Origin of the sequence: Eubacterium sp. AM46-8 (genome assembly GCF_003466705.1) — a bacterium.
Classification (GTDB): domain Bacteria; phylum Bacillota; class Clostridia; order Lachnospirales; family Lachnospiraceae; genus Lachnospira.
Genome location: NZ_QSEU01000021.1, coordinates 1 through 19346 on the forward strand (window position 1 = coordinate 1; position 19346 = coordinate 19346).

Annotated in this window: 19 protein-coding genes and 1 pseudogene; 10 read left to right on the forward strand and 10 right to left on the reverse strand. The window is 32.4% G+C overall.

Going from position 1 to position 19346, the window contains the following annotated elements:
- The first annotated feature begins 156 nt into the window (after nucleotides 1-156).
- Nucleotides 157-1287, forward strand: coding sequence for a DUF262 domain-containing protein (locus DW963_RS12350; RefSeq protein ID WP_117916142.1), 1131 nt, complete (start codon nucleotides 157-159; stop codon nucleotides 1285-1287).
- A 236-nt stretch (nucleotides 1288-1523) separates the two neighbouring features.
- Here the strand turns inward: DW963_RS12350 and DW963_RS14190 are convergent, their stop codons facing one another.
- The 4 genes and pseudogenes from DW963_RS14190 to DW963_RS12360 all read right to left on the reverse strand — a co-directional run bounded on the left by DW963_RS14190 (nucleotide 1524) and on the right by DW963_RS12360 (nucleotide 2740).
- On the reverse strand, nucleotides 1524-1991 hold the full coding sequence (locus tag DW963_RS14190; RefSeq protein ID WP_502694436.1) for a tyrosine-type recombinase/integrase: 468 nt from the start codon (nucleotides 1989-1991) through the stop codon (nucleotides 1524-1526).
- Nucleotides 1922-2179, reverse strand: a pseudogene (locus DW963_RS14195) (tyrosine-type recombinase/integrase); the annotation flags it as partial. The pseudogene DW963_RS14195 and the gene DW963_RS14190, both read right to left, overlap by 70 nt.
- A 154-nt stretch (nucleotides 2180-2333) precedes the next feature.
- The gene (locus tag DW963_RS14200) at nucleotides 2334-2510 is read right to left on the reverse strand and encodes an Arm DNA-binding domain-containing protein (protein WP_502694433.1); all 177 of its coding nucleotides are present in this window, start codon (nucleotides 2508-2510) and stop codon (nucleotides 2334-2336) included.
- A 35-nt stretch (nucleotides 2511-2545) separates the two neighbouring features.
- Nucleotides 2546-2740 carry a DUF3173 domain-containing protein gene (locus tag DW963_RS12360; RefSeq protein WP_117916144.1) on the reverse strand — a complete coding sequence of 65 codons (195 nt, stop codon included), beginning with the start codon at nucleotides 2738-2740 and terminating at the stop codon, nucleotides 2546-2548.
- Nucleotides 2741-3132: 392 nt separating this feature from the next.
- Here DW963_RS12360 and DW963_RS12365 point away from each other — a divergent pair, with 392 nt between their 5' ends.
- A complete protein-coding gene (locus DW963_RS12365) occupies nucleotides 3133-3492 on the forward strand; it encodes a helix-turn-helix transcriptional regulator (RefSeq protein WP_117916146.1) in 360 nt (119 codons plus the stop codon).
- Nucleotides 3493-3723: 231 nt separating this feature from the next.
- Here DW963_RS12365 and DW963_RS12370 read toward each other — a convergent pair whose 3' ends face one another.
- The 6 genes from DW963_RS12370 to DW963_RS12395 all read right to left on the reverse strand — a co-directional run bounded on the left by DW963_RS12370 (nucleotide 3724) and on the right by DW963_RS12395 (nucleotide 8662).
- Nucleotides 3724-4623: a sensor histidine kinase gene (locus DW963_RS12370; protein ID WP_117916148.1), complete on the reverse strand. Its 900-nt coding sequence runs from the start codon at nucleotides 4621-4623 to the stop codon at nucleotides 3724-3726.
- Nucleotides 4624-4632: 9 nt separating this feature from the next.
- Complete coding sequence (locus DW963_RS12375; RefSeq protein ID WP_117916150.1) at nucleotides 4633-5370, reverse strand: ABC transporter permease; 738 nt, start codon at nucleotides 5368-5370, stop codon at nucleotides 4633-4635.
- Between the two features lie 15 nt (nucleotides 5371-5385).
- Nucleotides 5386-6081 carry an ABC transporter permease gene (locus tag DW963_RS12380; RefSeq protein ID WP_117916152.1) on the reverse strand — a complete coding sequence of 232 codons (696 nt, stop codon included), beginning with the start codon at nucleotides 6079-6081 and terminating at the stop codon, nucleotides 5386-5388.
- On the reverse strand, nucleotides 6059-6997 hold the full coding sequence (locus tag DW963_RS12385) for an ABC transporter ATP-binding protein (protein WP_035403278.1): 939 nt from the start codon (nucleotides 6995-6997) through the stop codon (nucleotides 6059-6061). The genes DW963_RS12380 and DW963_RS12385 overlap by 23 nt, the downstream gene beginning before the upstream one ends.
- A 101-nt stretch (nucleotides 6998-7098) precedes the next feature.
- Nucleotides 7099-7785 carry a response regulator transcription factor gene (locus tag DW963_RS12390; protein ID WP_117916154.1) on the reverse strand — a complete coding sequence of 229 codons (687 nt, stop codon included), beginning with the start codon at nucleotides 7783-7785 and terminating at the stop codon, nucleotides 7099-7101.
- Between the two features lie 169 nt (nucleotides 7786-7954).
- Nucleotides 7955-8662, reverse strand: a complete 708-nt coding sequence (locus DW963_RS12395) for a conjugal transfer protein (RefSeq protein WP_502694434.1) — start codon at nucleotides 8660-8662, stop codon at nucleotides 7955-7957.
- Between the two features lie 377 nt (nucleotides 8663-9039).
- On the opposite strand from DW963_RS12395, the gene DW963_RS12400 reads away from it, so the two are divergent.
- The 8 genes from DW963_RS12400 (at nucleotide 9040) to DW963_RS12435 (ending at nucleotide 19225) form a co-directional block, all read left to right on the forward strand.
- Nucleotides 9040-9516, forward strand: coding sequence for a hypothetical protein (locus DW963_RS12400; protein WP_117916156.1), 477 nt, complete (start codon nucleotides 9040-9042; stop codon nucleotides 9514-9516).
- A 26-nt stretch (nucleotides 9517-9542) separates the two neighbouring features.
- Complete coding sequence (locus tag DW963_RS12405; RefSeq protein WP_117916158.1) at nucleotides 9543-11459, forward strand: hypothetical protein; 1917 nt, start codon at nucleotides 9543-9545, stop codon at nucleotides 11457-11459.
- A gap of 721 nt (nucleotides 11460-12180) precedes the next feature.
- Nucleotides 12181-12777 (forward strand): HD domain-containing protein, encoded by a 597-nt coding sequence (locus DW963_RS12410; protein ID WP_117916160.1) that lies wholly within the window; start codon nucleotides 12181-12183, stop codon nucleotides 12775-12777.
- Between the two features lie 53 nt (nucleotides 12778-12830).
- Entirely contained in the window at nucleotides 12831-13313 is a 483-nt protein-coding gene (locus DW963_RS12415; protein ID WP_090141329.1) for an NUDIX hydrolase, read from the forward strand.
- Between the two features lie 11 nt (nucleotides 13314-13324).
- Entirely contained in the window at nucleotides 13325-13930 is a 606-nt protein-coding gene (locus DW963_RS12420; RefSeq protein WP_117916162.1) for a GNAT family N-acetyltransferase, read from the forward strand.
- Nucleotides 13931-14153: 223 nt separating this feature from the next.
- Entirely contained in the window at nucleotides 14154-15416 is a 1263-nt protein-coding gene (locus DW963_RS12425; protein WP_117916164.1) for a hypothetical protein, read from the forward strand.
- Between the two features lie 452 nt (nucleotides 15417-15868).
- Complete coding sequence (locus DW963_RS12430) at nucleotides 15869-16459, forward strand: hypothetical protein (RefSeq protein ID WP_117916166.1); 591 nt, start codon at nucleotides 15869-15871, stop codon at nucleotides 16457-16459.
- Nucleotides 16460-16495: 36 nt separating this feature from the next.
- Nucleotides 16496-19225 (forward strand): DEAD/DEAH box helicase, encoded by a 2730-nt coding sequence (locus tag DW963_RS12435; protein WP_158568730.1) that lies wholly within the window; start codon nucleotides 16496-16498, stop codon nucleotides 19223-19225.
- Nucleotides 19226-19346 lie beyond the last annotated feature (121 nt).

A 19346-nucleotide genomic window follows, 5' to 3' on the forward strand; every position in this document is an offset into this window, starting at 1 on the left:
AAGGATGGGAAGAAAAAATATCAAAATGTAATATTTTGTTACAAGGTGAATTATCAATTATTCATCCAATTTCTTATAGAATATACAGAAATTGGGAAGATCTTGAGGATTATCAATTAGATGGAATTATGAAAACGAAGGAGGTTTTATTACAAAATGAAATTTGAATTTGACCAAAACTATAAGAAAATAAGTGAAATAATTGGAATGAGAAAAAGAGGTGAATTGGTTGTTGATTATTCGTATCAGAGAAGAGCGGTTTGGGGTGAAAAGGATTGGATAAGATTAGTGGAAACTATTTTGCTAAATTTGGTTGTCCCATCAGTATATTTTTGGAATTCTGAAACTGATCCAGAGACAGGAAAAGCAATTTTGCACATTGTTGATGGGCAGCAAAGGATAACTGCTATTCAAAATTTTGTAAACGGAGAGTTTAAACTTAAAGGAAATTATTTACTCGAAGCAGAGAGCAAACAAAGGTTTGGAAATAAATATTTTTCTGACTTATCCCCCGACGAAAAAAAAGATTTCTGGGATTATAAATTATCTGTCATCGAAATTGCGAGAGACGTAAAAATAGATGATGTAAAAAATATGTTTAAAAGGTTAAATCTTACGGATTATAATCTAAATAATCAAGAGAGAAGAAATGTTATAAGTGGAGAATTTGCAGCTTTAGCGAGAGAGCTAGCAGAAAATGAATTTTGGAGTAAGGAAGGAAAAGAATTATTTAGAGCAAATGTAGTAAAACGCATGCAGGATGTTGAGTTTTGCGCGAGTTTGATATTGCTATACAAAAGAGGGATTATAGATCAGCAAACAGATAAGGCACTAAATGATGCATATAGAGATTATGAATCGAATTATGATGATGCAGATAAGGATAGAAATTCAGTATTAAAAGCAATGGAATTAGTTGATAAATTTATTTGTGATAAAACACTACCATTTTTAAGAAGAACAAGCCAATTATATACATTGTTTTCAGTCGTTTTTTATATTATGTCAAAGAATAAAACTATCTCAGACAAGGAAGTAAAGAAATTTTATGCATTTGTAGATATATACGATAAATTTAAGAACGAGGAAAATGTTACATTGGATTTATCCTTGGAAGAGAGAAATTTATATGATTTATTCAAAAAATATAAGCAGGCTTCTTCTGAAGGGACACGCAAGCTGATAAATCGGATGGCCAGATTTGATGTATTAAAACATTTTCTTTTAGAGGATGATAGTACTGATGAGTTGGTTTCAAGCTTATGTGAGAAGTTGGAAAAAATGTAGTGTATGCAGAAAGTGGTAAAATGTATATTGGGTACAATTTGGGTAAAATAATTTTGAAACCATATTAACAAGATGCAAAACCGTATCAAAATAATGCGGTTTTGCAACGCAGTAATAGCAGATTTATATGAAAAATCGAACCTGAAAAAGAGTTTGAATAGTTGAAGCTGAGCTGTAAAGCCTTTGTTTACAAGGGTTTTACAGCTTTTCCTTTATAGGATTGCATTTTCATTGCATTATTTTTCTTCAACTGTTCTGTGATAGATTGCTGTATGCTGATTGCTAGTATAATTAGCAATGCTTTCAGTAGCAGATTGTACTTGTAATATTCCAGTCAGCTTTTTAGCAACTTCAAGATTCGTATTTGGATACAGATGATCATAAGTGCCGAGTGTTGTCTGTATTTTTTCATGTCCTAAACGTTCCTTGATAAGTAAAGGATTTTCGCCCATGCTGATAAGCAATGAAGCGTGTGAATGTCGCAAGGCATGAATTTTAATACGATGAACACCTGCTAAATTTGACAACTTTTCCAAAGCTCTGGGAAGCGTTGTTTTACTGGTTGGAGTTCCGTTATAACTTAGTACAAGTGGACAATCGGGAAGAACCTGTTGCTGAACACTTTGCCAAGCCTTTAGCTCATTGAGTGTATCTGAATCAATATAAATAGTACGGATACTTGCCTGTGTTTTCGGCTCAACGATTTATAGTTCGTCATTGTTCGGTAATATAATGTTTTGGTAATGCTAAGCAAGCCTGTCTCAAAATCTATGTCTGACCAATGTAATGCTGACGCTTCGCCAATTCGCATACCAGTCATAAATAATAACCAGAACGATATAAACAGATAATGTTCATAATAGTCTTTCTTACAGAGTAAGGAAATAACCTTTTGAAATTCTTCTAATGTCCAGAAATCAACTTAGGTTTTCTTGCTTTTGATATTGCCTATCATACGAGTGGGATTTTTCTTCGCAATTCCAAGAACAACAGCTCTGTCAAATGCGATAGAAAGCATTCCCTGTACGATACGAATGTAATTAGGGCTAAAATCTTTTGCAAGTTTCAACTGCCAGTTTTGAATATTCTTCCTTTGCTTCTTTTTTCGTTCTGAAGCCACTTCGGTATTTCTGTATCTGTTTTCCGGTAATGGGATTGTAGCCCAAATTAGCTCTGAAATAATAAGTTCCGTTATCTGCTTTCTTAATAGGGTCTTTTGCCATGATTGTACTCCTTACATGATATGCAAGAAGTACAATCAATCGTTTGTGTCTGATAATGTAATCCCTAATAATTCTTCCACGGCTTCTTTAGGTACTCTGTCCAATTTACGGGATTGGTAATAAGTATGCCCTTTTTCAATCATAAGTTTTTTTGCTTTTCTTATGATGTCTGCCGAGAAAGAATTTCCATAACCTAGTGCTATGAGGTCTTTTTTTGTTACGGTAATCATAATCCTCCTTTCCATAGACCAGATAAGGAAATCTCAATATCTTGTCTATCAGTATATCAAATGATGAGCAAAAAAGCTCTATTAAGGACTGATGATGTAGTAAGAAAAAAACGGAATAAATTCGGTTGTTGGTATAGACTGCCTGTTTTACTTAGAATCACAAATTGCTCCTTGACCAGAGCAATCCTGTGAAAATGGAAAAAGGACAGCTCTGGTTATACCAAAACCGTCCCTATATTTTTGGACATTATAAAAGAGATTACCCACAGAACGTTTTTTTTTATTTACCGAACTAGGTAATACTTTATTTGAATTTATAGTGCATATAATATGAGTTTTAATACATTCTAATCGCACAACATGAAGTATAAACTCATGCTAGGTGATTAAAAATGAGAAAAAAGAAAGATACACACAGCTTTGATTTTCGTCCTTTAGGACTGGCAATCAGAGAAGCCAGAGAGAAAGCAGGGCTTTCCAGAAATGATTTAGGCGATAAAGTCTTTCACGGAGAACGTCATATCGCAGATATTGAAAATATCGGAAAACGCCCTAGCTTTCAGTTATTCCATGATTTAGTTACAATGTTCAATATATCTGTTGACGAGTATTTCTATCCAGCGAAGAATGTTGAGAAAAACACAGCCCGCCGTCAGATAGATTCGTCACTTGATTTATTGAGTGATAATGAATTAAAAATCATTCAAGGTACGATTGACGGTATCTTGAACAGCAGAGAGAATAAGAAGTGATTTGCTTCTTGTTTTCTCTGTTTTCCTATACAGATTCTTCAACATTTATTTGTTGATCTGCTCCGCAGGCAACAAATAAGAGTCGACTATCCTTATTTCTTTATCGTAAATTTACTTGTTACACAGTAATGAAAAAAGCCAATAGTTTGTAACTGGACTTTACAAACTATTGACTTTACATTTTGATGTCCACTCTTCAATGAATTATCATACGAATATATCTTCAATACTTTATAATTCAAGAGTAATAATAAGGCTATTGGCATGTACTTTTGCAACAATATTTCCGCCAAGAATGGCAACAAGTGTTTTTACTACCGCAAGTCCCAATCCTGTACTTCCATTATGTCTTGATTTATCGCCTGTATAAAAACGGTCAAAAAGTCGATTGCAATCAATTTCTGAACTGTCACTCATTGGATTTTCAATGGTAAATATAATATTATTATTTTCTTTCTCCATAAGTGTTATTTTTATCGTTCCAACAGAATACTTAATTGCATTTGTCAACAGATTTTGTAAAATTCGTTCTACCATATTTTTATCAGAATATACGTATATTGAATAATCTGGGAGATTTATTTCGGGTAAAATATTCTCCTTTTCTAATGCAACGGCATTTTCCGTAATTAAATTTATTAACATATTAGATATATTAAACTTTTCTTTTTCTGGAATTGTCTGCTGTTCCTCCAAAATAGAAAGGTCATAGAATGTTTCTACCAATTCTTTCATTTTTTCGGCTTTGCTAAAAATCACTTTTACACGCTGTGCTTGACTGGATTCCAAATTTTCTTTTTGCAATAATTGTAAATGACCAAGAATGACTGTAAGAGGTGTACGCAAATCATGTGATATATTAGCAACAGATTCTTTTAAATACTCTTCATTGCGTAATACGCCTGCAACAGCCTGTCGTTGTCTGATATTATATTGATTCAATATACCAGCCAGTCTTTCTAAATCTTTATCAATCAACGAAATGTCTAACATCTGCTGTGAATTTCCAGAATTCAATTCATTAACTTGATCCGCAAGATTACGGATTTGTTTTTTTAATTGAATATATCGAAATAGCAGTATTACTAAAAATATTGTTATGATAATTAAAATCCATTCTATGTTAGACATTTTCTCCACCTATTTAAAATCACATTTACAAAATTTTATCCACGAAAGCAATACTAATATACCAGACCATATACATCCTACTAAAATAGCTATCGGTTGAAAAAAGGTTTTCATGCTGACAACGATTCTGATTTGATAAGTAGGTAAAAAACCGACTGGTAATCTCAACATCATTCCATAGCCAAGATATAAGCTAAGAGCAAAAATAATAATTGCTGTAACCGAAGTTGCTTTTACAGCATCCTGTAAATAGCAACAAATAAGTATTGCAATTAGAAATATCGCACTATTAAGCAGACAAGAATAAATGATTGCTTTTATAATATTATAAAAAAACATTCCCACGTCTGCAACACCAAAGCGTCCAAATTCCCTTATGCACCCTGAAACTGGATAGACAAGAGCCATAAGATTAAAAGCAATTAAATACGATATTATTTTACTTGTAAAAATTTGTTTTCTGGAATGTCCAGCACTGATTTCTAAGTTTATTGTTCTCTTAGAAAATTCCTGCCCTAAAATCAATGCAAGTATAGCCGACATGATGATAAGAAGAAACGTAGAATCATACACCATTCCATTAAAAATATCAGCAAGAGAAGAAGCAATTTCTTCTGTCGGTCCCATGACCTCTGTAACATAAGTATCTGCTGTAAAAAATCCTAAAATAAATATTCCAATCATACCACACCAGTAAATAGAATTATGTAACAACTGATATTTTTCCAGTTTTAATAATTTATCCATAAAAAACACCTCCGGTTATTTCAAGTCTGTATGTAAAAAAGCACTACCTGCAATGAAATATAAAATAAAATTCCATAAAAAATCTACAAACAAGCAAAAGTTTGTCGAATAGACCTTTTGCAATGAAATTAACCTAAGTTGTCCCATTGGTATTATTCTGCTGATTATTTGTGCAGATTCACTGTTCAGCAAAAAAATCATAACAAAAAATAAAACCATTGAAACTGTCAGTGTTTTCCCCATATCACGAAAAATAAAAGCAAAAAACATCGGTAATGCACACAGTGTTATCATGGCAAACAGAGTTAGTAAAACCATAGTATATGTGCTATCATTCCAAAAAAGTTTTTCTCCAATATAAAATTGACTAATAATTCCATGTACAAATAATGGAAATACCAGAATGATAATACAACCTATTTGAGATACAATTAACTTTACTCTAAATATAGAACTTCTTTTATGTCCGGCAGTAATATAAGTATTTAAAGTTCTTCCACTAAAATCACTTCCAATGAACAATGCTATAAACACTATAATCAAAAAATAGAGTAACGGAATATTGTATAATGATGCCATAATTAAGTTTGAAGAGCGTTCTTTACTATCTAACAGCAATATGCTACTTAAAAGGAGATTGAATATTCCAATTCCCCCAAAATACCAACTGTGAAACAACTTATATAACTCAGTTTTTAGGAGATTTGACATCTTTTGTTCCTCCTATTTTGCTCAAAAAATAGTCCTCCAAAGTATCGCCAGATACAGAAAGTCCTGTTACAAGAATGTGCGATTCTGCCAAAGCAGACGCAACTGTCTCTAAATCATTCAAATAATCATACAAACGAATTATGCCATCTGGCATTAGTTTAAAGTTATCTGTATGAAGATTCTCTTCCAAAACAAGAACCGTTTTCTGAACATCTGTTGTTTTAATTGCTATATGTCGTTTACACCGTTCATTTAATTCATAATCAGAAATCTCTTCTATAATTTTCCCATGGTCAATCAGAATAAATTCTGATGCTGTTTGATACAATTCTTCTAAGATATGGCTTGAAACCAAAATGGTCATACCATATTCTTTATTCAAAATTTTTAATAAATTTCTGATTTCTACAATTCCAGCAGGGTCAAGACCATTGATAGGCTCGTCTAAAATCAATAGTTCTGGTGTATTTAAAAGTGCAATCGCTATCCCCAATCGTTGACGCATACCTAATGAAAAATTGCGGACACTCTTTTTACCTGTATCTTGCAATCCAACCATATCTAATGTCCTTTTAATAACTGATTTATCTGGTATGCCTCGTTGAATACGCTGTACTTCCATATTTTGATAGGCAGTCATTGACGGGAATAGAGCAGGCGTTTCAATCATACTTCCAATTCGTTTACGCTGTTTCTGCAATTCTTCTGTTCCAGAATTTCCCCATAAAGAAAGTGTACCACTTGTTGGAAACGCAAGCCCTGTGACTAATCTTAAAAAAGTAGTCTTACCTGCTCCGTTTTGACCAATAAATCCATAAATTTTCCCTTTTTTTATTTGTAAATTTATGTGGTCTAATGCTAATGTTTGTTTATATTCTTTGGTTAAAGACTTTGCTTCTAAAATAATTGAACTCATATCCCAAACCTCCTTTACTTAAACCAGTATAACGGGTAATTTTAAAGAATTTCTTAAATCGTAATGAGAAAAGTTAAAAAAATAATAAAGCTAAGGAACGTTTAATCCTTAGCTTTATGTAGGCGGTAGCCAATGCCCCAAACAGTATCAATAAATTCTGTATCAGAGCATATCGCTTTTAATTTATTGCGTAAATTACTGATATGAACATTAAGTGTATTATCTTCAGCAATATATTCTGTATCCCAAACACTTTGAAAAAGATTCGATTTTGAAAATACTTTATCTGGATATTTCATCAACAATTCTAAAATGCCAAATTCTTTAGCGGTTAAGGATAATTCTATTCCATTCAAAAATGCTGTATTTTTCTCTAGGTCTAAAGTCAGATTGTTATGTTGCAAACATTCTGTCTGGCTATTTTGAAATTGTACTCTTCGCAGATTACTTTCAATTCTGGCAAGCACTTCTTCCATATCAAAAGGTTTTGTGATATAATCGTCTGCTCCCAGACGAAGCAAGTCGATTTTATTTTGTGTAGTTTCTTTCGCTGAAATAATAATAACAGGTATCGTAAATTTCTTGCGTACATCAGATAAAATAATATCACCATTCCGATAAGGAAGCATAATATCAAGTATAATCAAATCAATTTTTTCTTTATTCAAAAAATCCAGAACATGAAGTCCATCATATTGGCAATGCACAGCATATCCTTTTTCTTTTAGAAAATCAGCCAATAATGCATTTATTTCTAAATCATCTTCAATAATCAATATTTTATTCATTAGCCTACCTCATTCCTGCAATGCTACTTTCCCATTATACATTTAAGGTTGTATTTCCTCAATACCATTGCAGCCAATTATATGAGAGGGATTCTTATTTTGTCAATTTAATTGTAAGCAGAATAGTATAGATTGGATAAACAATTACCATACTATTCTGCTGTAACATTTATTCTACAATCTTCCAGTTATCGTCCTTATGAAGCACAAGCTCATACTGTGAGATTTGCGTCTTTTTCGACTTGTTATCCAGATACTTTACGGACACGCTGACTTTGAGGTTGTCGCCGTCTTTGGTAAAGACAGGGTTTACCAGTTCTGAAAATACATAGTCGCCGGATACAGGAGCAATCACACCGTCTTTGACATAGTAGGCAAGTTCCTTTTCCGTAGCTGTCGGATAGAGCTTAAAGAATGTTTCCAAGAAAGCGGTAGCGTCCTTAACTGTGTCGGAACTGACACTGACATCGGCTTCCTGTACTTTCGGTTCATACTTTGATTTCTGTACTGACGGAGCAAGGGTAGGATTCTGGGTAATGACCATTGCACCGTCCTTATCTACATGAACGGTCACGGTATAGTTTTCTGTGACTGCCTGTGTCTGTTCTCCCTCTTTTACCTGCTGATCTACTTCGTAGGCAACGGTAAAATCGTCCGTTCCAGACTGTTCTACATTCCAGACCAGCACATTTGTAACGGTCGCACTGGTTGGTATATCTGTTCTGATGGTATCGGCGTTCAAGTCCTGTAATTCTTTGGTAAGGTATTTACTGATTTCCGTTGTCCTTGCTTCAATGGCTTCCTTGCTGGTATCCCATGAGTAGTAGGCTTTCGCAAAGTTCTTGACGAAATTCTCAATACCGTTGGTATCGTTCAATCTTAGTTAATGAATTGTATGAATGTGATGAGAAAATCATAAGAGATAAGGCTACAACTAGAATAGATGTTATACCAGAAGAGGTCGCTATAAAACTGTTGTGTCAAAGCTCATTTATAGGAGATATCCAGAGAGAATCTATTTTAAGGTTTAATGTGGTATAATGTATAAAGAACAGGTGGAAGAAATACTACCAGAGGTTATCGGAAAGAAAAAGTCATATACCTTATTGGATATTATAAATTGCTGTATGAAGATAAATCAGAAAACATTGGATAAGATATCTAGAATGGCAATGATGTGATAGATTAGTTATGCCGATACAAGTAATATATGTAATATACGGATAAACTGAAATAATATAAAGGAGACCAGCTATGAGTCAATGGGAAAAAGCAAGAAGTGACTATAAGAGATTAGAAGCTATATGTATTGGTATCGGAATAATGTGCATTATTATAGGGATAACGTGCGATATTTTGGTTGCAAATGATATTGTGTTTTGGGTTGTTGATTCATTGCCAGATTTTTCGCTTGCATTATTACAAATTCAAGCAACAATAGGTACATTGACCATTGCAATCATTGCCTTGATTAGTGGTAATATTTCGGACTCATATATGGGAACATCTGTAAGTGACTATTATTTGAATATAAGACCAAAATTTTTGAAGCAAAAAGTGATAATTTTTGTTTCATTAGCGTTAATACTAATAAATGCTATTTGCCATATGATGGCATTATATAACATTGTAATCTTTGTTTTTGTGTTGACTTTTTTTCTAGTAGGAGTGTCCATTATAGAAGTTTATTCTATCTTTAATGGAAAAAGAAAAATGCATGAAGAAAATTGAAATGTATTTTATACATGTCATAGAAAATGATGATAGTTATCAGAAAAAAAGTTAATATATGTGATTCATTTGTAGACGATTGGAAAGAAATCAGTAAAATACAGAATGATGAGGAAGTAGATAAATACATAAAATTATTTATAAAAGGAATGAAATCATTAATTGAATGTAATGATAAGCAGGGGTATGACGATATCAATAAATTAAGCTATAAGATATCTGTTAATTTGCTTGCAGGTATAAGTGAAAATGAGAAAGTACATGGTATTATTTTTGTACAAGAATTTTATCATTCTTTATGGATGTATATTATGCAAGATAAATCAAGGAGATATGAAAATTTTAGCAGAATAACTTTATTTGGTAGTGTTGCATGTGATTTTGTGGATGCAATGAATTATATATCAAATGAGAAGCTTGAAAAAGTTATTAGTCTTGATTCTTTTGTGGATAATGTTTTGAGAGTGACATATTGGATTGGTTATGATGCAGAAAAAAGCTCCTATGAAATTGGTTGCTTAAATAGTTTTGCACGACATATAGGATTCTATTTAGCAATGCAGAATAAAAAGGGTGCTATTGTGAATAAAAATTTCTGGGGGAATACACTTAAACGTTGTAATTATTTTTATTCAGCAAATATGCCAAAAAATTTGATTGAAGATTACGCATATAAAAGTGGCACAATTCAATTTGATTTTTGTTATGGCTTTTTAATGAATAATGAGGCGGGAATTGTAAAAGAAAATTTGTATTACTATAGTTTGTCAAATACATATAGAATTGAAAATAGGCAGTATGCAGTGCTGGTTTTAAGTACTCATTGCTTTTTATATTATTTGGGATATAGGGAGACTGAGGATTGCGTTGATACAAGTATAAAAATGCAAGCTCAAAGAATATTAGGTGATGCAAAAGTAAAAGAAGTTTTTTTACGTTTCTTATATATGTTATCAGAAAATCAAGAATTTATTAATAAGAAACTAGCATTAGATATATTAAAAATTTTAGATAGACATGAACTTTTCCCTAAATATTCAAATTCAAAAACAATGATTGGTGATACAGTGGTGAAAGATTTTTATTTGTTTATAATTCTTTATTTGGCTCATAAGTATTATATTCCTGAAATAGTTGAGAAAGCTCTCGATATTGATGAATATACATCTTATGTGTATTTAACGAACAGTGAGCATACTAAAAAGATACTTAGTGAATTGTATGTTTTGATTGATAAAGAAAATAATGAAGATGTTATTGAGGGAGAAGTGAACTTAATGTATGACATCTTTGAGAGAAAAATAAAAATTGGGTATAAGAAAAAAGTAATAGAAAAAGCTGCTGCGGCACAAAAAACATATGAAGAACATGTTGATGTACGTTCTATGTGTAAAAAATTGAAAATGCATACAATAGAGAAATTTAAAAATAAATTTAGCAGTATTATTTCTGATGGAAATAGTGATAATTCTATAATAGAAATTAAAGCATTCACGCTTAGTGATTATACAGAACAGGTAAATGGAGAATTATATCAAGGAGTATATTCCAACTTGTTTGGAAATTTTGTATTGTATTTAATTTGGTACTTGAATAATAATGGAATGGTTAATTTGATGAATCGATTTGATGATTTCGCTAATGATAGAGCATATATGCGATATTTGCAGGACAATGGGCTTTCGATATTAATTGGTTCTAAATATATTTTATCAAATAGAGATTATAAATTGAGAGAAGAATTTAATGATTTTCTTAATGATTATGATTGTATATATACATCTTTGGTAGCTGATGGGTTGGCATTAAGAAAAGATAGTATTGAAGTATATTTGCATGATGTACAAGTATCGATTCGTCCAGGAACAATAAATGATATGAATATTAAATTTAATAAAGAACTGGGAAATATGAATACGAAGTTATATCTAATTTGCCTGTAGAATTTGATAAGGAAGAAATAAAAGAATTTATACATAATGAGCGGAAAATAATAGAAATAGTATTAAAGGTATCTATTAATACAAATGATATTCCAATTGGAACTATAATTTCTGGAAATAGAAATTAAAAGATAATTAATTGTGTATGTGCAAGAGAATACTGAATGTATTAAATTGCAAATAGGTATTGCATGTTGGTGCATATTGTTCACAGATGCACAGGATAATGCTTGTATTATAAGTTTAATTAAATTATAATCATATTAGCTACAAGGTCTCTACTATGTTAAAGGGCAATATGGTTTATCGTCCAAAAGGCAAAATACCGTATCGTCAAAAACTAAATAAAACAAATCAGAGACCATAAGATGAGTCCAAGTATTCCTCATTTTACGGTCTCTTTTTATTTTATTTCGTAGTAGCCGAAAGCCTTGTAGAATCAATGTTTTATGAATTATAAGAGTTTGAATCAGCTCCAATGTTTAATATCATTTGTGGCTGTACAAGGGGAAGCCCCTTTATCTATAAGAGGATAGAAGAGTTTGCCCTTGAGAGAATAAAGGGGATTGCCCTTGGACAACAAAAATGCCGAAAGCCTGTATTTATGCGGGTTTCCGGCATTTGTTTTATCGAATGACTCTAGTTTGGCTCTATTTGTGGGGAGAGTAATGGAGTTATCAGTTTTGAAAAAGGTAAATAAAAAAGGAAGAAGGTACAAGATATGTTGCCAACAAGAGAAGAAGCACTGAAGTTAATTCGTGATGGGTTATTATTTAATCCGGGATCTTGGGGAAAACATTGTTTAACAGCAGCACACTGTGCAGAAAAAATAGCAAGTGCATGTGGTGATATGGATGTTGAGAAAGCATATATATTAGGTTTACTACATGATATAGGAAGAAAATTTGGTGTAAGACATCTTGGACATGTTTATGATGGATACGTATATATGAAATTATTGGGATATGATGAAGTAGCAAAGATATGTTTAACCCATTCTTTTAATAATCATACGATAGATGAATACATCGGAAAATTTGATGTTACAGATGAAGAATTGACAATTATAAAAACTGAATTAACAAAGACCATATATGATGAATATGACCGGTTAATTCAATTGTGCGATTGTTTGGCAGGAGCAGAAGGAGTTCTTGATATAGAAAATAGGATGAATGACGTAAAGAAAAGGTATGGCTTTTATCCGCAGGACAAGTGGAATTCCAATATAAATTTGAAGCAATATTTTGAGGGGAAAATGAATAAAGACATTTACCTTATATGTGAGAAAGATATATTTGCACCAGGAGATTTATGATATTATAAATATATTTTTACTACAAGTTTTATGAACAGGTTGGAGGTGGTTAAGTGGATATTTTATTTAAAAATGATGATTTTGTATTTTCATACAGAGTTGGCGGTATATTGAAACATAATGGTAAAATCTTGTTACAGCGTCCGAAGAATGATGATTATGCCATTATTGGCGGACATGTTGCGGCTATGGAGACAAGTATGGAAACTCTTAAACGGGAATTTGAAGAAGAGCTTCATGCTAAGATAGAGGTAGATAATCTGTTAGCAATCGGAGAAATTTATTTTCCATGGGGAAAAAGACCCTGTCATCAGATATGCTTATATTATAATGTACATCTGATAGATGATAATATTCCATTAGATGGTGTGTTTCATGGATATGATGAGCTGGATAATGAAAGAATTGATTTAGATTTCTGTTGGGTTTCACTAGAAGATTTAAAGAAGGGTACTAAGGTATATCCTTTAGAGTTGATACCATATATCCTTGAGTCAGGGAAAGAAATTGTACATTTTGTTTCAAAGCAGATTTGAGGAGATAGTCAATGATAGAAAATATGAAGGTAGAATTTGGCAGAACATCAGATATTGATTCATGGATGCGATTAGTGAGAAAAGTAAGTTGGAATTTTCCAGGATTAGAGACAGAGCAGAGTATAGATGAACACAAAATAATAGTACTGAAATTCATGAATGACAAACGTGCTTTGTGCGTGAAGAACGAACAAGAGATTGTTGGCGTACTTTTATATTCAAGGAAGTATAATATGATATGTTGTTTGGCTGTTGATCCAGCTTATCGAAAAAGGGGAATTGCTTCGCTTCTTTTAAGAGAAGCAATTGATAAGCTTGACAGAGATAAGGATATAACTGTGTCTACATTTAGAGAAAATGATGTTAAAGGAATTGCACCTAGAAAATTATATAAGAAATTTGGATTTGAAGAGGGCGAGCTTATTGAAGAATTTGGATATCCTAATCAAAGGTTTGTGTTGCATGCAGACAAAAGTGTTGATAATGTAATAATTGGTACAACAGTAACTGTAACAGTCGATAAACCATTAGGAAGTTATCATCCTGAATATAAGGATATGTATTATCCAATAAATTATGGTTACATTGAAGGAGTTATGGACAGGCAGAACGAATGAAGTGAGGATCCACCGCAAGGAGAATAAAAGATTTTTATACAGTTTCTTTTTGTAAATAAACGCATGATAAAAGCACGCGTGCGTTTGTTGTGCATCATGTTCGATAAGTAGATATTCTTCGAAGGAAAAATAGTCATCAAGTTACAAAGGTTACAGCGAATATCAAGGAAATGAAATTTTGTTATATAGTGGTTCCGAGTTGTATATAAAGAAAGAGGTTGCTATGATACCCACAGAAGATATTATACCAATAGTGAAAAACACAATTGCTGCATCAATTAAATGTAATACCCATCGCGGATACATTGGTTGGAGCAGTTGCGATAATATTTGCATGGACATGCATGACTGCCTAGATATGTGTGATGAGACTTTAGAAATGCGTGGTTATACGGTTGCACTTGAGGCGGTTACATATATACTGGTATCTGGTGTTAAGTTAGCATCTCATGCGGATAGTAGTTCGGGAATGCTTACAGATGTTATCATGTGTACATACGAACTGATAGATAAATGCACAAAAGAAATCGAAAAAGAAGACATACAAATGCGGAATCAAGCACTTGCATTAATTATAAAAGTGGCAAAAAAGAGTGTATTTGATGGTTGGACTAACTGGCGTTATGAACTGCTGAAAAGTGGGATTTGCCTATGTGATGAAAAGAGTGCAAAGAAACTTGAAAAGGTTTTGGATACTTTGTTGGAAATTCCGCAGGAGGATTATTTCTTAGAATGCACGAGAAAAGAAGATTTGATTGTAAGATACCTTTTACATAGACATTTATATGGCAAAAAGAATACACAGAAGGAACTATATCAGAATATTGCAATAAATGAACTCCGTATTATTGCTATCAAGGATGCTATGGAAGATAAGAATTATGATGAAGCAGAGAAACTTTGTTTAGAGAAAGCAAACGCAGAAGAGACATGGCATTATAATAGTAGCGATCCGGAAGATTGGAATAACATGCTATATGACATATATAAGACAGCAAACAATAGGGAAAAGCAAATCGCACAGGCAAAAAAGCTGTTATTAATGGGAAATGAGAAGTTCTGGGGTGTTTTGAAACAGATTTACAAAGAGTGTGGTGCATGGAATGAGAATTACGAGAGTCTATTGGATGAATTAAAGGATAGCAAGCGAACTGTTTGCTACCGCAGTGTTCTTATTTCAGAAAATCAAAAGAAGAGATTACTTGAAGATGTAATGGAGAAACCATATGATTTGTTTTATTATGGAAAATATTTGGTGAAGGAGTATCCGGAGCAGATATATGAGTTGTGTTATAAGAAAATAAGTGAAAGCTGTGCTCAGGCAAAGGATAGACGAGAATATAAGAAGATAACGAAGAATATTGCACAGCTTATAAAATGGAAGGGTAATGATACTGCTAAGTCTTTAATTGAGGAATTGAAGCAGAGATATCCAAGAAAATCAGCATTGTTGGATGAATTGGAGAAAGTGGAGAAGAAATTGTAATTCAAATATAATATTGGAATTTTAACATAGTCTCAAAATATTTTTGAGACTGGTGAGACTAATCCCAATAGAATGCCTCTTCAACTTGGGAAAATCAATTAAATTCATTCATAGCATCCACATATTTCTGTAACACATTAGGTTTACAAGCTAATTCAGCATACAGCAGAGGATTGTCTGAAAAGACTTTTGTTTTATGTAGAACATTTCATTAAATCATAACCGATGTATATAGACAATATGGATTATCAAATGAGTTATATCCGTTCAGATGAAGCGGGAGATTTTATTGCATATTTAGTGGATAAAGATGTTAATGGTGCAATTAATGGAAGTGTTTCGAGAACAATTTCGCTTTGTGAAGTGATTGGCTATATGAATTGCTTGATTATTATATTGAGCAGGTTTATAAAGCTGAATGTAAAGTAAAATAGTACAAAGGGGAATGTATATTGGCGAAAAAGAAGAGAAATAGAAAATCAATAAAAAATAATGGTTATACATTAGAGGAATTAGGAATACAGAAAGATGACATTACCAAGGAAGAATTAATTGATATATATGCCGAGGCATACTATAAGGCGCTAAAAAGGATAGAAAATGAATCCAAAAGCGAGAATGAGCCAGAGCATAAAGCTAAAAATTATAAGAAATATGAAATGGTGCAATACTTTCTAAATGTTCTATTTTTTCCATGGAGAATACGCAAAAAGTTTAAGTTAAAGGATAATATTTATGATAATATGTTAACTCTTATAATAAGTTTGATAATGTATGGCATAGGTGGAGTTTTACAACTAATCAGTTTGGTTGGTGTGATTGGTATCATAAGTGGTATTGGAAAATTACAAGTAACAGCTCTTCTATGGATAGGTGTAATTGTTATATATTGTTTGTTTTTTGCAAGTGTAATAATAATATCAGCAAAACAATTTTCGAATGAGAAAGATTCTAATAAGATATATGCATTCAGCTCTATTATAATAGCATTGATAAGCTGTATAATTAGTACAGTAACTTTTGTTGTGCAATTTTTAATGTAGATTAATACAATAACAACCAGAAACAGTGAGACCTAAATGGATACAAGATATTATATGATTATTATCAAGGGTGAGATAAAGACAACCGAAGTAATGTCATGTGTGTACGATACCAATGTACATAAATGGAACGTGAAATTTAATAATGGGAAAAGCTATCTCTATGCATATATGAATGTTGAGAAATTAACTAAGCCGGATGTTTTAAATCCTAAGTCGTATCGTATTAGCAGAGAGGGACGGGAGTTTTTTGATATAGATGCAATATCTGTGTTCAGAGGCAGACAGGAGTCTTATTGGCATATTTGTTTTAAAGACGGCAGTGAACGGGATTACCATGAGCACGATTTACATATTGCGGAGTCGTGTCTGAATGATAAAAGGTCTGCCGATGTATTCCAATATATAAAGCAGATTGCTGAATTGAGTAATATTAGAAATGAAGAGACGGGGGAAAAATTATTACCTAAAAGATTTGATAAAATTACTTATGTTGGTAATGAGGTTGCATTAGCGAAATATTTGAATCCTTCTTTATTAAATACTGGTAAAAGAGGGGGAGAATATGTTCCGATATTTCCATTTGGCTGTAATAACAGTCAGTATAATGCTGTAAAAAATGCGATGGAGAATCAGATAAGTGTAATACAGGGACCGCCGGGAACAGGTAAAACACAGACGATATTAAATATTATCGCTAATATATTGATGCAGGACAAAACGGTACAGATTGTATCTAATAATAATTCTGCAACTGAAAATGTATATGACAAACTGTCTTCGCCACAGTATAATCTGGGATTTGTTGCTGCAACATTGGGAAGTTCTAAAAATAAGAAAACATTTGTTGAACATCAGGATTCATCTTATCCTGATTTTTCAACTTGGAAAATGTCTGAAGAATTTGGTGAAATGCGTAAGAAAATATCAGAGCAATCCGTTAGGTTAAAAGAATTTTTTGATAAACAGGAAAAACTTGCTTATTTAAGGCAGGAATTATCTCAATTAGTTACAGAACAGCAATATTTTAACCAGTATGTTGAAGAATCCGATGTTAATACAGATAATATAAAGTGCAAGAAAATGTTATCATCAAAACAATGGATGATGTTATGGCAGGAGTGTCAGGCAATATCAGAGGAGAAAAAGACAATAGGATTCTGGTTTAAAATAAAGACATTTTTCAAGTATGGCATAACACACTGGAGTTTTTATAAGCAGGAATTTTCAAAGATAATTACAACATTTCAGGCTATGTATTATAAGGCAAAAGAAAAAGAATTATCTAAGCAGATTTCAGATATTGAGGGATATTTAAACGGAGTTGATAAGCATTTGCTTGACGATTTATGTGACAATTCAATGATTTTACTAAAAGACAAGCTGGCAAGAAGATATGAAGGGAACGACAGCCGGAGAGTATTTAGTGAGGATAATCTGTGGAAGGAATCCAATGATGTATTGAAGGAGTATCCGGTTATATTAAGTACCACATTTTCATCGAGAAATAGTCTGAATTCAGATGTGGTATATGATTATCTTATTATGGACGAGGCATCACAGGTAGATATTGCAACAGGGGCTTTAGCACTTTCTTGTGCGAGAAATGTGGTTATTGTGGGAGATACTAAGCAGCTTCCAAATGTTGTTACAGAAGATATGAGGGTCAGAGCAAAAGCTATATTTGATACATATAATCTGAAAGAAGGATATCAGTTTACAAAGAGCTTTTTGCAGTCAATTCTGGATATTATGCCTGATGTAACACAGACATTATTGCGAGAGCATTATAGGTGTCATCCTAAAATAATTAATTTCTGCAATCAGAAATTTTATCGTGGTGAACTGATTATTATGACAAAGGATAATGGCGAAGATGATGTTTTGTCAGTGGTGAAAACAGTTGCCGGGAATCATGAACGAAATCATTACAGTCAGCGTCAGATAGATGTTATAAAAAATGAAATTATGCCTAAATATAATTTCAACCCGGAAGAAACGGGAATTATTGCTCCGTACAGGAATCAGGTTGAAGCATTGAACAGGGAGATAACAGATATTGATGCAGCTACCGTACATAAGTTTCAGGGCAAGGAGAAAGACAATATTATTATATCCACTGTAGATGATGAAATATCAGATTTTGCGGATGATCCGTATTTGATTAATGTTGCAGTTTCAAGGGCAAAAAAGAAACTGATGTTGGTTGTGACTGGAAATGAGCAGTCAAAAGAACACAATATAACAGATTTAATAGATTACATTCAGTATAATAATTTTGAAGTTGTTGAGAGTAAGATTTATTCAATCTTTGATTATCTTTACAAGCAGTATACTGAGGAAAGAATAGCATATTTGCAGAAATATAAAAAGATATCAGAATATGACTCTGAGAATCTTATGTATTCATTGATACAGGAAATAATTGCGGATAATAAGTATTCAAGTTTAGATGTTATTTGTCATTTTCCATTGAATATGCTGATTAAAAATCCTCAACTATTAAATGACAGAGAGTGCCAGTATGCAATGAATCCTGCAACACATCTGGATTTTCTGATTTACAACAGAATCAGTAAAAAGCCGGTTTTAGCGATTGAAGTTGATGGATATGAATTTCATAAAAAGGATACCGTACAGGCTTCAAGAGATTTATTAAAGGATCGCATAATGGATTTGTATGAAATTCCATTATTAAGATTTAAGACTAATGGCTGTGGTGAAAGAGAAAAGATTGTAGGAATGTTAGATAAGCTGGTTGGATAGTCGAGAGGAAATAATCCTATTATAGTGGAGATATCGTACTAAACTTTGAAAGTTTGGTACGATTTTTATATTTATAAGAAAGAGAATGCTCAAAAAGGATTAAAATATTATTGTAGGGAAC